This is a genomic window from Yinghuangia sp. YIM S10712 (genome assembly GCF_051388935.1).
Taxonomy (GTDB): Bacteria; Actinomycetota; Actinomycetes; order Streptomycetales; family Streptomycetaceae; genus Yinghuangia.
Map to the genome: position 1 here is coordinate 252,569 of NZ_JBPKBI010000004.1, position 13,333 is coordinate 265,901.

The following is a 13,333-nucleotide window of genomic DNA, read 5'->3' on the forward strand; positions in this document are numbered from 1 at the left end:
CCGGTCTCCCCCGACCGGTCGGCCGCGGCGTTTCCGAAGACGGAGGCCCCACACTTGCGCCGAATCCACGCCCAACAAGTTTTGTTCGTTCACCCGTTCGAATGATTGCCGCTGAAACCGGCGCAGATCGCCACACCGCGGCGTAGCGTGCCGCAGGTATCGAAAACTTCGCGACCTGGAGTGCCGCCATGACCGACTCCATCCTGCTCGCCGTGGGCACGCGCAAGGGGCTGTGGCTAGGCCGTTCGGAAGACGGGGGCCACACCTGGGACTTCACCGGCCCGCACCACGCGATGACCGGCGTGTACTCGGTGATGATCGACTCCCGAGGCGACGCCCCTCGGCTGCTCGCGGGAGTGACCCACGAGCATTTCGGCCCCGTCGTCGCGGCAAGCGACGACGGGGGCGCAACGTGGTCGGAACCCGAGCTCGCGACCGTCGCGTTCCCGAAGGACACCGACGCGTCCGTCGAACGCATCTGGCAACTACAGCCCGGCTCGCCATCGGAACCGCAGACGGTGTACGCCGGGGTCGAACCGTCGGCGCTCTTCCGCTCCGATGACGGCGGACGCAGCTTCTCCCTGGTGCGCGGGCTGTGGGACCACCCGCACCGTCCGCACTGGACCCCCGGGTTCGGCGGCATGGCGATCCACACCGTGCTGCCACATCCCGCCGATCCCGACGACGTAACGGTGGCCATGTCGACGGGTGGCGTCTACCGGACCCGCGACGGCGGGGCGACCTGGGAGGCGTCCAACTCGGGGATCCATGTGAGTTTCCTGCCCGAGGAGTACCCGGAGTTCGGCCAGTGCGTCCACAAGGTCGCCCGGCACCCGGAGGTCCCCGATCGGCTGTTCCTCCAGAATCACCACGGCGTCTACCGGAGCGACGACGGCGGAGCGCACTGGGTCTCGATCGCCGACGGCCTGCCGAGTGATTTCGGGTTCCCGATCGCCGTCCACCCCCGGCGCCCCGCGACGGCCTACGTGTTTCCGCTGGTCGCCGACGCGATGCGGTTTCCGCCGGATGGCCGCTGCCTCGTTTACCGCAGCGAGGATGCCGGTGGGACCTGGACCCCGCTGGGCAACGGCCTGCCCGGCAGCGGATTCTGGACGGGCGTGATGCGCGACGCACTGTGCCTCGACGACGCCCCCGATCCGAACGTCTATTTCGGGACCCGATCCGGCGAGGTCTACGTCGGCCGACACGGCGGAACGCACTGGACACGGGCCGTCGAGCACCTCCCCGACGTCCTGTGCGTCCGCGCGGCGACCGTGTCGGGCAGCCTGTGACGCGACTTCGCATGCGTCTCGGACGGTCCGGCGACGGAGGCTGTGACGGTAACCGCTGCGCTGTCCGGTGAGGTGGTCGGGGGCGTCTGCCGGCCTCGGCCTTCGACGGGCGCTTCGACCGCTGCGGGTGCCCGGAGCCTGCGGACGCCGGGTGCACACAGCGCCCCGGCCGTGGCAGCGGCGACGAGAGCCGAGCAGAGGAGCAACGCGGTGCGTGGACCGACCGATTGGGCCAGGGGGGCGGCGGCGATGAGGCCCAGGGGGCCGAACATGAAGGAGCCGAGCCCGTCGTAGGCGCTGACGCGGGACAGCGCCTCTCGGGGAACCTCGCGCTGCATCGTGGTCTCCCACAGCACACCGAAAACGGTGAACGCGACGCCGGTCACAAACGCGCCCGACGCGACCGCGTACACGGGTGCGCCGACACCCAGCAGGGCCATCGGGAGCGCGACGGGAAAAACCATGCCCGTTGCGACGACCAGCGGTCGGCGCGGCCGGACCCGGATGGCGACGAACACCCCGACGATGGTGCCCAGACCCTGGCCGGCCAGGATCGCCGACCATGCGGGTGCACCGCCCAGATCGGATTCGGCGACGACCGGCCCCAGGACCCCGAATGCGGCCTGCATCGCGGCGATGACGAACGCGAATTGCAGCACGATCGCCCAGAGCCATTGGCGGGATGCGAACTCCCTCCAGCCGTCACGGAGTTCCGCCGGCATGGAGGTCCGTGCCGGCGGCCGGCGGGACACGGTCGACCCAAGACCTGCCAACAGCACCGCGGCAACGGCGAAACCGGCCGCGTTCACGGCAAGCGCCCATCCGGCGCCGACCAATGCGACCGCGCCGCCCGCGAGGGCCATGCCGAGCAGGCGCGCAGTGTTCACACCGAACCTCAGGACCCCGTTGGCGGTCTGTAGCCGGTCTTCGGCGACCACATCCGGGACGACGCCGGTCAGCGCCGGGTAGTAGAGGGCCAGGGCGATGCCGCTCATCGCCGCCGCCGCGGCCACCGCGGGCAGCGGAGCCGCACCGGTGACGAACATGACCGCCAAGGCGAGGAAGGCGGCAGCGGACAGCAGTTCGGCGCACGTCATGAGCCGGAAGCGCGGCATACGGTCGGCCACGACACCGCCGAACAGCATGAGCGCGATCTGCGGCACGGTCTGGGCGGTCAACACGATGGTCAGTGTCGTGGCACTCGCGCCGGGCAGGTCGAGCACCCCGAAGGCGAGGGCCACCGGACCGAACGCGGCACCGAGCACCGATATCGTCCGGGCGAGGAACAGCATGACGAAACGACGGTCGTCGAAAAGGTCGCGGGCTCGAACCGAGGTGGAATCATGTCCGACGGCCGCATCGGTGACGGAGGCGTCCGCCGGTCCGGCGCTCGGGATGACGCGGTCGGGCGGCTCAGTGGCGAAGGCATCGGCCGCCGCACGGCGTTGCTGTCGCGGCAATCGGTTCCCGCGGTTCATGACTCCTCCGCCACGGTCAGGACGACCTTGCCGCGACCGTGACCGGTCTCGACATCGCGGTGGGCGTCCGCGGCGCGGTCCAGTGGATACGTCGCGCGCACGTGCAGTGTGAAGAGCCCCTCGTCCCACATACCGGCCAGTTCCGCGAGCCGTTGTCCACTGCGGGTCCCCGACCATTCGGGCAGTCCCAGTTCGCGGCCGAGTTCGCCGTTCGTCATCGTCACGATGCGCGCGCGGTCTTCGACGAGCTCGACGGACGCGCGGAGTGCTTCGGGGCCGGCCGCGTCGATCGCGGCGTCGACACCGGACGGTGCGAGGGCACGGACACGGTCGACCAGGCCGGGCCCGTACGCCACCGGCAGCGCGCCGAGCCCCCGCAGATACTCGTGGTTGGCCTCACTCGCGGTGCCGATGACGGCCTTCGCTCCCTGCGCCTTCGCGAGTTGCACGGCCAGGGTGCCGAAGCCTCCGGCGGCTGCGTGGATGAGGACCACGTCCCCCGCACGCACGCCGACCTGGCGCAGTGCCATGTACGCTCCCTGGCCGTTGGCGGACAGCCCCGCAGCCACCTCCCACGGCATTGCCGCAGGCCGCAGTGCGAGCTGGTCGGCGGGGACCACGACATATTCGGCGTAGGCCCCCGTCGTGGTGAAGCCCAAGACGTGGTCTCCCACCTCGAAGCCACTGACCGCCTCCCCCAACTCTTCGACCACACCGGCGAATTCGTTGCCAGGGATGGCCGGCTTGTCCGGGAAGCCGGGTGTCATCGCGGGAGGGAAGCGGCCGGAGCGCAGGCCTGTGTCGAACGGGAGAACTCCGGCCGCACGCACGCGGACCCGGATGTCGCCGGGCCCCGGACGCGGAGTCGGGACTTCGGCGAGCCGCAACACCTCGGGGCCCCCGAATGCCGTGAACACCACTGCCTTCATGGTCTTTTCCACCTTTCCGAAGCTTCCGCCGACACTGGCACCGAATAACGGAGCGATGCGATCCGATAAAAATATAACGGAGCGACCCGCTCCGCAATCACCGTTCTTGGCATCCTTGGCGCATGAGCACATCCGAGCGCCCGAGGAAACGCGGGAGGCAGGCCGAGGCGGCGCGCAACGACCAGCTCGTGCTGGCCGCCGCACGCGAGGTCTTCACGACACAGGGAGCCGACGCGCCGGTCGCAGCCATCGCCGAGCGTGCCGGGGTCGGCATCGCCACGCTGTACCGCCGCTACGGCACCAAAGAGGAACTGATCCAAAAACTCGCCGTGTTGGCCGCGGAGCAGTACGCGGCTGCCGCATCGCGCGCGCTCGACGCCGACGACCCGTGGGAGGGGCTGGCCCAATACATCCGCGAGTGCGTCGCGTTCGGCTCGTTCTCACTCGCGCCGATCGCCGGCACCATCGCCTTCACCCCCGAGATGGCCGCGGCCGGCGAACGCTCCGACGAACTCGCCGAACAGGTCGTCGCGCGCGCACACCAGGCAGGCGTTCTGCGTGCGGACGCGACGACTCTCGACATCCACCTGGTCGTCGAACAATTCGGCCGCCGGGCCCCCGTTCCGACGGACGAGGACGACAACAACCGCGAACGACTCGTCTCCCTGGTTCTCGACGGCCTCAAGGCCCGCCCGGAGAACACCATGTTGCCGGGCAACCCGCCGACGGCCGAGCGCTACGCGCGCCTGTGGAACAAACCCTGATCCGGACACGCGATCCCCTCCTGCAAGCGGGGCGGCGCCGCTCGTCACTTTCGCTGTGCTGAACGCCGAACCGCCCGGAAGCGGTTCGGCTTCTCCCGCCCTTCTCCGCAGGGGTCCGTTTCCTCCCCGGCCTGAAGGCCGGGGTATCTACCGAAAAATCCGATGAACCGCGCCGTGTGGTAACCGACGAGCGCAGCCGTCTCGTGTGAGCACACCGCGGTGCCCCGGCGTCGGATCGTGACGACGGTCCGTGAAGCCGGGGGCCGAGGCCCGGCCTACGAAGCCGGACGAGAATCCCCCGGACGCGTTCCACCGGACCTCCACCGGGCCCGGACTTGTGCGGGCGTCATGCCGGCGTCGACCAGCATGACGTCGGCAAGCGCGTCGTCCCACACCACCTGGGGACCGAAAGCCCCGGTGAGCGCGACGGCGGCTCGGGCTATCGCGTCGTCATGTGGCCCGGTGCAGGTCAAGCCCGTGACTGCGGCATGTGCCGTTATATGGCCGCGGTCGACGTCACCCACGGACAAGTGCAGCCCGCCGAGCGACGGGCCCGGCGCGGAGCCGGCCGCACGGAGCGCCTCGACTGCCTTGGTTGTGGCGGCCGTTGCCGCGACAGCGGTGTCGACGTCGTCCACGGCGAACCAGCAATCAGCGCCGACGCCCGACGCCGCAAGCGTTTCGAGGACTTGGAGCACTTCGGGGTAGGCCGCGGCCAACGCCCGTGCGACGGCCTCGTCGTGCAGATCGTCGCCGTGCGAGCGGACGAACTCGGCTCCCCCCTCGCGCTCCACGAACCAGCGCAGCGAATTGACGTGCACAGCAGGCGTTCCCGCACGGGTCTGGGCCGGGATTCGAGCAGGAGTCTTCGCGGTGCTGTCGTCAGGCGTGCCGGTCATGCGTGGACCTCGATCCGCAGGATGGGGCACGGAATTCCCAGCCGGTCGATGTCGGACGATGCGGACTCTTCCGAGCCCGGCTTCCGACCGGGCAGGGCGTGGGCGGGCGGCAGCCCCATGGCGTGTGCTCCGATCGCGCCCGTCGCGCCGTTCCCACCAACCGGCCCTCCGCGGATCCCTGCGCGCGAGACGTCTGCGACACCCCGTACTTCGCGCCGATCGCTCATGTCTCCTCCGTCCCGAGTCCCCCACCCATGATCCTGTATGGCACGGACATTGACGTCTCGTCAGTCGCCCCGGAGGCGGATCGGCGGCGATCCGCCGCGTGTGAGGCCACTTCCGCGTAGACACCGAGCCTCGCGAGACGGTCCGCTCGCTCCCGTGCTCGTTCTTCGGCGCGCAACCGGTTTGTGGCACGCCGCTGTTCGGACTCGGCACGCCACCGCTGCCAGTCCTCTGTGGCTTCGACGCGCGCGACACGTGCCTCGTCGTACAGGCGCATGTGCGCCGCCGACCGCACGACCGGGTTTGGAGCCAGCGCGTCCGCTTCTCCGAGAAAGCGGCCGATGCCGCTCTCGGTCCACCCCCGACGACGCAGATTGCGGCGGCCGAGAAAGAACGGTCTGCGCGGGGCCTCGGACGACCCCGACACGGCCGAACCGGCATGCGGCTGCGGCGTCGTGGTGACCATCGCGGCCTCCGATGCAGGTGGCGGCACCGTGTGTGGTTTCGCGGCCCCAGGCGGCCGGGGCGCGTCGCCCTTTGACGAAATCCTGCCGTGCTTCGCCGACTTCCCGGCCTTCGACGTCTTGGCACCCATGGAATCGTCCCTCCTCGCGAATCGCCCGGACGGCCCTCCGCCGACCGTGACGGCAACGCTACGCAAGCGACGGGGAACGCAAAGTCAGAAAACCGGCAAGCTGTGGAGAATCGTTTCTTCCAGGAGTCGAGAGGCCGGGTTTTCCACAGGTTTCGGGCGACGACACGCAGGCTCGGCAACGAGGGGACCGAACGGATAAGCGGCTGCGCGGTGCTCAGGTGCCCCGTGCGCGCACGGCCTCGGGCCCCGATCGGCGCGGCTGACGGCGTCGAGGTTCCGCGCGGTGGTGGCGCCGAGCCGGAGACCGCTCGACCACGATCGGCAGGGCCGAACCGTGGCCCCCACAGCACCGCGAAGCGGGCATCGACGCCACGGCCGAAGGCGACGGAAGCAGATCGAGCGGGTGTCCCCCTCGGGGCTTCAGCGGGCTGCGAGCGCTGTCGCAAGCCTTGGCTCGCGGGATCTTCCCTGCGTTTCTCCGGCGGCCAAAGGCCGTGGGGGGCCCACAGACCCGCGTTGCTCGCGGGCTCTTGGGGCCGCCACGGTTACCGTCGTGCGCAGGGCAGCGGAACTGCCTTGGTCTCCACCACGCTTCGGGCGCGCCGCGCGGTGACCGGCGTCAGACCGCCGATGCCGCCGCCTCGCCCGGCTCCCCCGCGGCCTTCGGCGTGGCGTCGATGCCCGCCTCGCGGCGCTGCGCCGGGGTGATCGGCGTCGGTGCGCCGGTCAGCGGGTCGCCGCCGGTCGCGGTCTTCGGGAACGCCATGACGTCGCGGATCGAGTCAGCGCCGGCGAGCAGGGCGACAAGCCGGTCCAGGCCCAGGGCGATGCCCCCGTGCGGCGGCGGGCCGTACTGGAAGGCGTCGAGCAGGAAGCCGAACTGCGACTGCGCCTCCTCGTCGGACAGGCCGATCGCCTCGAACGCCCGCTTCTGCACGTCGGCGCGGTGGATACGGATCGAACCGCCGCCCACCTCCGTGCCGTTGAGCACGAGGTCGTACGCGTTGGACAGCGCCGCCCCGGGATCCTTGTCGAAGCTGTCGAGGTACGCGTCCGTGGGCGCCGTGAAGGGGTGGTGAATCGCGTGCCAGCCCTGGAAGTTGCCCTTGTCGTCCTCGATCGGCTCGAACATCGGGAAGTCCACGACCCACAGCAGGTTCCACGCCGACTCGTCGATGAGCCCTCCGCGGCGGCCGATCTCCAGCCGTGCTGCGCCGAGGAGTTCGAGTGACGGAATGCGCCGGCCCGCGGCGAAGAAGATCGCGTCCCCCGGCTTGGCGCCGGTGGCGTCGACCAGCCCGCCCAGATGCGCCACGGACAGGTTCTTGGCCACCGGGCCGCGCAGTTCGCCGGTGTCCGCGTCGACGAGGACGTACGCCAGGCCGCGCGCGCCGCGCGACCTCGCCCAGTCCTGCCATCCGTCGAGCTCCTTGCGGGTCTGCGCGGCACCGCCGGGCATCACGACCGCGCCGACGAACTCCGACTGGAACACCCGGAATTCGGTGCCCGCGAAGTAGCCGGTCAGGTCGGTGATCTCGACGCCGAAACGCAGGTCCGGCTTGTCCGAGCCGTACTTGGCCATCGCGTCCGCATAGGTCATGCGCGGCAGCGGAAGCGGCACCTCCACACCGTGCACGTCGCGCCAGATACGGGCGATGAGGCGCTCGGTGAGCCCGATGACGTCGTCCTGGTCGCAGAAGGACATCTCGATGTCGAGCTGCGTGAACTCCGGCTGCCGGTCGGCGCGGAAGTCCTCGTCGCGGAAGCAGCGCGCGATCTGGTAGTACCGCTCCATGCCCGCCACCATGAGCAGTTGCTTGAACAACTGCGGCGACTGCGGCAGCGCGTACCACGTGCCCGGCTGAAGGCGCACCGGCACCACGAAGTCGCGGGCGCCCTCGGGCGTCGAACGCGTGAGGTACGGAGTCTCGATGTCGAGGAAGTCGTTCTCCGCCAGCACCTCGCGGATGATCTGGGTGACCTGCGAGCGCAGCCGCAGGTTGTGCGCCATCTGGCGGCGGCGCAGGTCGAGGTAGCGGTAGCGCAGGCGGACTTCCTCGTTGACCGTGCCGGGGGCGTACTCCTCGATCGGGAATGGCAGCGGCGCCGCCTCGGAAAGCACCTCGAAGTCGTTGACGAGTACCTCGATCGCACCCGTCGGGATCTCGGTGTTCTCGTTGCCCTCGGGGCGGATCCGCACGTCGCCGGTGACCTTGACGCAGTATTCGCTGCGCAGCCCGTGTACCGCGTCCAGGTCGCGGAAGACGACCTGGACGGTGCCGGAGGTGTCCCGGATGTCCACGAACGCCACGCCGCCGTGATCGCGCCGCCGGGCGACCCAGCCGGCGAGCGTCACGGTGGTCCCGGCGTGCTCCGCGCGGAGCGTGCCGGCGTCATGGGTGCGGATCACTGGAGCTTCTCCTTCAGGGTGTCGACCACGGCGTCGAGCGGGACGGCCGTCTGGTCGCCGGTGGTCAGGTCCTTCAACTGGGCGACGCCTTCCGCGAGATCGCGGTCGCCGAGGACGATGGCGTACCGGGCGCCGGACTGGTCGGCGGCCTTCATCGCGCCCTTGAGCTTCTTGCCGTCGAACGCCATGTCGGCCGGGATGTCGGCCACGCGCAGCGCGGTGACGAGCTTGAACACCGCGCGGCGGGCCTCGTCGCCGAGCGCGACACCGTACACGTCGCATTCCGCGGCGGTCTCGATCTCGCGGCCCTCGGCCTCCAGCGCGAGCATGGTGCGGCCGATGCCGAGTGCCCAGCCCACGGACGGCAGTTCGGGTCCGCCGAGCTCCTGGGCCAGGCCGTCGTAGCGGCCCCCTCCGCCGATCGCGGACTGCGAGCCGAGGCCGTCGTGCACGAACTCGAAGATGGTGCGCACGTAGTAGTCGAGGCCGCGGACGAGCCGCGGGTCGTCTTCGTACTTGATCCCGAGGTCGTCCAGCATCGAGCGGACGAACGTGTGGTGCGCGGCGCACGACTCGCACAGGCTGTCGGTGATCAGCGGCGCGCCGGTCAACTGGGCCTGGACCTCGGGACGTTTGTCGTCGAGAACGCGCAGCGGATTGATCTCGACGCGGCGGCGCGTGTCCTCGTCGAGGTCGAGCGCGCGCAGGAACTCCTGAAGCCGCGACCGGTAGACGGGACGGCATTCGCGGCAGCCGAGCGAGTTGAGCAGCAGGCGGAAGTTGCTCAGCCCGAGCTTCTGGAAGCCCTCGACGGCGAGCGCGATCATCTCGACGTCGACGAGCGGGTCCTGGCTGCCGATCGCCTCGGCACCGACCTGGGTGAACTGCCGGGTTCGGCCGGCCTGGGGCTGCTCGTAGCGGTAGTACGACCCGAAGTACCAGAGTTTGACCGGGAGTCGAGCGGCGTACAGCTTGTGCTGGAGCACAGAGCGCACGACGGCCGCGGTGCCCTCGGGGCGCAGCGTCAGCGACCGGCCGGCGCGGTCGGTGAAGGTGTACATCTCCTTGGAGACGATGTCGGTCGACTCCCCGACACCGCGCGCGAAGAGGCCGGTGTCCTCGAACGTGGGTGTCTCGATGTACTGGAAGCCCGCGTCGCGCAGTTCGAGGCCGAACTGGATCCGGATCCGGTTGTACGTCTCCGAATACGGCGGGAGCATGTCGAAGGTGCCCTTGGGGGCGTTGAAGGTACTCACGTCTTGCGTTCCGTCACATTCCTCGGCGAGGACCTGCCTGGGGCGCCAGCTCCTGGAGATACGGGTTGGTGGCGCGCTCGCGGCCGATCGTGGTCTGGGGGCCGTGCCCGGACAGGACGACGGTCTCGTCCGGCAGCGGCAGGACCACCCGGGTGAGCGACTTCAGCATCTGCGCGTGGTCGCCGCCCGGTAGGTCGGTGCGTCCGATGGAGCCGGCGAACAGCAGGTCACCGGAGTAGAGCACGGGCGGGATGTCCGCCTCCGCTCCGGTGCCGAAGGTAACCGACCCCCCGGTATGGCCGGGCGCGTGACGGATGGTGAACTCCAGCCCGGCCAGGTCCAGGGTCGCGCCGTCGGTCAGCTCGCGGACCTCGTCGGGCTCGGTGAAGGTCATGCCGCCGAAGAGCTGCTGCCCCGCGACGCGGGAGAACCCCTTGATGGGGTCGGACAGCATGGCGCGGTCGTCGGGGTGGATCCACGCGGGCACCTTGTGCTCGTCGCATACCGGGACGACCGACCACATGTGATCGAGGTGGCCGTGGGTGAGCAGCACGGCCACCGGCCGCAGCCGCTGCTCGCGCACGATCTCCTGGACACCGTCGAAGGCGTCCTGACCGGGATCGACGATCACGCACTCCTCGCCCGCTGCGGGAGCGACCACATAACAGTTCGTGCCAAAAGACCCGGCGGGGAACCCGGCGATGATCACGTTGGTCCTCGGCTGTCTCGAAGGTGGATCGGTGGTGGATCGGTGGTGGATCGGCTGCGGATCCGCGCCCGATCACGACCCGGAGGTCTTCCGGCGCCGCCGATCAGCAGGCAATATGCGGCGGACGTGGGAATCCTCGTCCGAGGGTACCGGCGCGCGGGGGCGGTTAGCGAACCGGTTCCCGGCGGCACGCCTACACTGTCGGCCAGTCGTCCGCGTTTCGGCGTGTCGGTGTATCGCCGCAGGTCGTGGACGTGCTTTGCCGTCGGTCCAGCGGTTGGCCGCGCGGGACGTCCATGCGGCCGGTCACGTGGGAACCGGCAGCGCCGCCGCCGGAGCACCGGAACGCCGAGGCTGCGGGAGACAGCGGGGGAACAGCGTCAGCGATCGACAATCCCACCGGACAAGCCACAGACAGGTCCGTCAGACAGTCCGTCAGACAGTCCGTAAGACAACCGGGGGCAGCCGGAGCGCCGGGACAGCCGGCACGTCGGGCCCGGACCAGCCGAACCAGGAGAACACGCGGTGGTCAGCAAGGAGCAGCGCCAGCGCCATCTCGCGCGCGCGAAGCACGAGCGCCAGCAGCAGCGTCGGGCGGAGGCCCACGCGCGGGCGAAGCAGCGCAACTCGCTCATCGCCGCTGTTCTCGCGGTTGTGGTGGTCGCGGGCGGCGGGGTGTGGATCGCGACCGCGGTGAGCGGTGACGACAAGAGCGAGGATCCGACGGTGGCCGCGGCCGACACGGCGTCCCCGTCGGCGGCGCCCGCGGTGAACACCAACCCGAAGACGTGTGCGGAGCCGGCTCCGGGCGAGGTGGCACAGCAGACGTTCCCGGCCGAGCCGGCGATGACGATCGACACGAACGCGCCGTACGAGATGGTGCTGAAGACGACGTGCGGCGACATCACGATCGCGTTGGAGGCGGCGAAGGCGCCCAGGACGGTCAACTCGTTCAACTTCCTCGCCGAGAAGAAGTACTTCGACCACACCCAGTGCCACCGTCTGACGACCGAGGGCATCTTCGTCCTCCAGTGCGGCGACCCGACCGCGACGGGCACCGGCGGTCCGGGCTACCAGCTCCCGGACGAGAACCTGGGTGGCGCGAGCTACCCGGCGGGCACCGTCGCGATGGCCAACTCGGGGCCGAACACCGGCGGCAGCCAGTTCTTCCTGGTCGAGAAGGACTCCCCGCTGCCGTCCGACTACACCCCGTTCGGGCGGATCACCGGCGGCATGGAGGTGCTCCAGAAGATCGCCGCGGCCGGTACCACGGACCTGAGCTCGGACGGCACTCCGCACGAGAATGTCGTCCTCAATACGGTGACGGTCACGAAGAAGACCTGATCCTGCGGAGTTGGGGTCCGGGCGCCGAAATCGTTGTCGCTACCGGGCGGTGGCGCGCCCGTCACCCCCGACTCCTGTGTAAAGTGCGCCGCATTCAGCATCGAAGGAGGCCGCTGTGACCAGCGACCCGTGGGGCCGCGTCGACGAGCAGGGAAACGTCTTTGTCAAGACCGCGGACGGTGAGCGTTCCGTCGGCTCGTGGCAGGCGGGTTCCCCGGACGAGGCCCTTGCCTACTTCCGGCGCAAGTACGAAGGCCTCGTCGTCGAAGTCGAGCTCCTGGAACGGCGGGTGCGGACCACGGACCTCGCGCCCAAGGACGCGGCCACCGCGATCGAGCACCTGCGCGCGAACATCGTCGAAGCCCATGCGGTCGGCGACCTGGATTCCCTGGTGAGGCGTCTGGACGCACTGACCCAGGTCGTGGAGGCCCGCCGCGAGGAGCGCAAGGTCGCGCGGGCGAAGGCCCAGGAGGAGGCGCACGCCGCGAAGGAGCGGATCGTCACCGAGGCCGAGCAGCTGTCGCAGAGCACGGACTGGCGTCAGGCCGGCGAGCGGCTGCGCGCCCTGGTGGACGCGTGGCGGGCCGTCCCTCGGCTGGACCGCAAGACGGACGACGAGCTGTGGCACCGCTTCTCGCAGGCGCGTTCGGCGTTCGCCAAGCGCCGCAAGAGCCACTTCGCCGAGCTGGACCAGCAGCGCGAGGCGGTCCGGCGTACCAAGGAACGCCTGGTCGCCGACGCCGAGGCGTTGTCGACGTCGACCGACTGGAACGAGACCTCCGCGCGCTACCGGGACCTGATGCGCGACTGGAAGGCCGCGGGTCGGGCGCAGCGCGACGTCGAGGAGCAGCTGTGGCAGCGCTTCCGCGCCGCGCAGGACGTGTTCTTCGCGGCGCGCGGCGAGGTGTACGCCGAGCGGGACTCCGAGCAGCGTGAGAACCAGGCCCTCAAGGAGCAGTTGCTCGTCGAGGCGGAGGGCATCCTGCCGGTCGAGGACGTGAAGGCGGCCCGTGCGGCGCTGCGTTCGGTCAACGAGCGGTGGGAGGGAATCGGGCACGTGCCGCGCGACGCGCGTCCGAAGTTGGAAGCGCGTCTGCACGCGGTCGAGCGGGCCATCCGCGAGGCCGAGGAAGACCTGTGGCGCCGCACCAACCCGGAGGCACGCGCCCGGGCCCAGGCGACGGTGGACCAACTCCAGGCGTCCATCGACAAGTTGCGTGTCCAGGGGGACATGGCGCGGGCCGCGGGCAACGAGCGCAAGGCGCGCGAGGCGGACGAGGCCGTCACGGCCCGGGAGGCGTGGCTCGCGGAAGCGCGTAAGGCGTTGGAGGAGTTCGGGGGCTGAGGCTCCCCGCTCCGCCGGAGGTTTTCTGAGTGGCTCGGGGGGGGGGGGGGGGGGGGGGGGGGGGGGGGGGGGGGGGGGGGGGGGGGG

Annotated in this window: 10 protein-coding genes; 4 read left to right on the plus strand and 6 right to left on the minus strand. The window is 70.3% G+C overall.

What is annotated here, in order from left to right; genetic code table 11:
• The first annotated feature begins 188 nt into the window (after positions 1-188).
• A complete protein-coding gene (locus ACRX5W_RS13100; RefSeq protein ID WP_436788243.1) occupies positions 189-1,292 on the plus strand; it encodes an exo-alpha-sialidase in 1,104 nt (367 codons plus the stop codon).
• Here ACRX5W_RS13100 and ACRX5W_RS13105 read toward each other — a convergent pair.
• Both ACRX5W_RS13105 and ACRX5W_RS13110 read right to left on the minus strand, forming a co-directional pair.
• On the minus strand, positions 1,193-2,770 hold the full coding sequence (locus ACRX5W_RS13105; protein ID WP_436788244.1) for an MFS transporter: 1,578 nt from the start codon (positions 2,768-2,770) through the stop codon (positions 1,193-1,195). The two genes, ACRX5W_RS13100 and ACRX5W_RS13105, sit on opposite strands and share 100 nt — an antisense overlap.
• Positions 2,767-3,699 carry an NADP-dependent oxidoreductase gene (locus tag ACRX5W_RS13110; RefSeq protein WP_436788245.1) on the minus strand — a complete coding sequence of 311 codons (933 nt, stop codon included), beginning with the start codon at positions 3,697-3,699 and terminating at the stop codon, positions 2,767-2,769. Before ACRX5W_RS13110 ends, ACRX5W_RS13105 begins: the two co-directional genes overlap by 4 nt.
• 122 nt (positions 3,700-3,821) lie before the next feature.
• Between ACRX5W_RS13110 and ACRX5W_RS13115 the strand changes: the two genes are divergently transcribed.
• The gene (locus ACRX5W_RS13115) at positions 3,822-4,463 is read left to right on the plus strand and encodes a TetR/AcrR family transcriptional regulator (protein WP_436788246.1); all 642 of its coding nucleotides are present in this window, start codon (positions 3,822-3,824) and stop codon (positions 4,461-4,463) included.
• Positions 4,464-4,738: 275 nt separating this feature from the next.
• Here ACRX5W_RS13115 and ACRX5W_RS13120 read toward each other — a convergent pair whose 3' ends face one another.
• The 4 genes from ACRX5W_RS13120 to ACRX5W_RS13135 form a co-directional block, all read right to left on the minus strand.
• Positions 4,739-5,362, minus strand: a complete 624-nt coding sequence (locus ACRX5W_RS13120; RefSeq protein WP_436788247.1) for a hypothetical protein — start codon at positions 5,360-5,362, stop codon at positions 4,739-4,741.
• Between the two features lie 1,439 nt (positions 5,363-6,801).
• The gene (aspS, locus tag ACRX5W_RS13125; protein WP_436788248.1) at positions 6,802-8,592 is read right to left on the minus strand and encodes an aspartate--tRNA ligase; all 1,791 of its coding nucleotides are present in this window, start codon (positions 8,590-8,592) and stop codon (positions 6,802-6,804) included.
• Positions 8,589-9,848 carry a histidine--tRNA ligase gene (gene hisS / locus ACRX5W_RS13130; RefSeq protein WP_436788249.1) on the minus strand — a complete coding sequence of 420 codons (1,260 nt, stop codon included), beginning with the start codon at positions 9,846-9,848 and terminating at the stop codon, positions 8,589-8,591. Before hisS ends, aspS begins: the two co-directional genes overlap by 4 nt.
• A gap of 13 nt (positions 9,849-9,861) precedes the next feature.
• Positions 9,862-10,557 carry an MBL fold metallo-hydrolase gene (locus ACRX5W_RS13135; protein ID WP_436788250.1) on the minus strand — a complete coding sequence of 232 codons (696 nt, stop codon included), beginning with the start codon at positions 10,555-10,557 and terminating at the stop codon, positions 9,862-9,864.
• A gap of 525 nt (positions 10,558-11,082) precedes the next feature.
• Here ACRX5W_RS13135 and ACRX5W_RS13140 point away from each other — a divergent pair.
• Both ACRX5W_RS13140 and ACRX5W_RS13145 read left to right on the plus strand, forming a co-directional pair.
• Entirely contained in the window at positions 11,083-11,901 is an 819-nt protein-coding gene (locus tag ACRX5W_RS13140) for a peptidylprolyl isomerase (protein WP_436788251.1), read from the plus strand.
• Positions 11,902-12,016: 115 nt separating this feature from the next.
• On the plus strand, positions 12,017-13,246 hold the full coding sequence (locus tag ACRX5W_RS13145) for a DUF349 domain-containing protein (RefSeq protein WP_436788252.1): 1,230 nt from the start codon (positions 12,017-12,019) through the stop codon (positions 13,244-13,246).
• Positions 13,247-13,333: the final 87 nt, after the last annotated feature.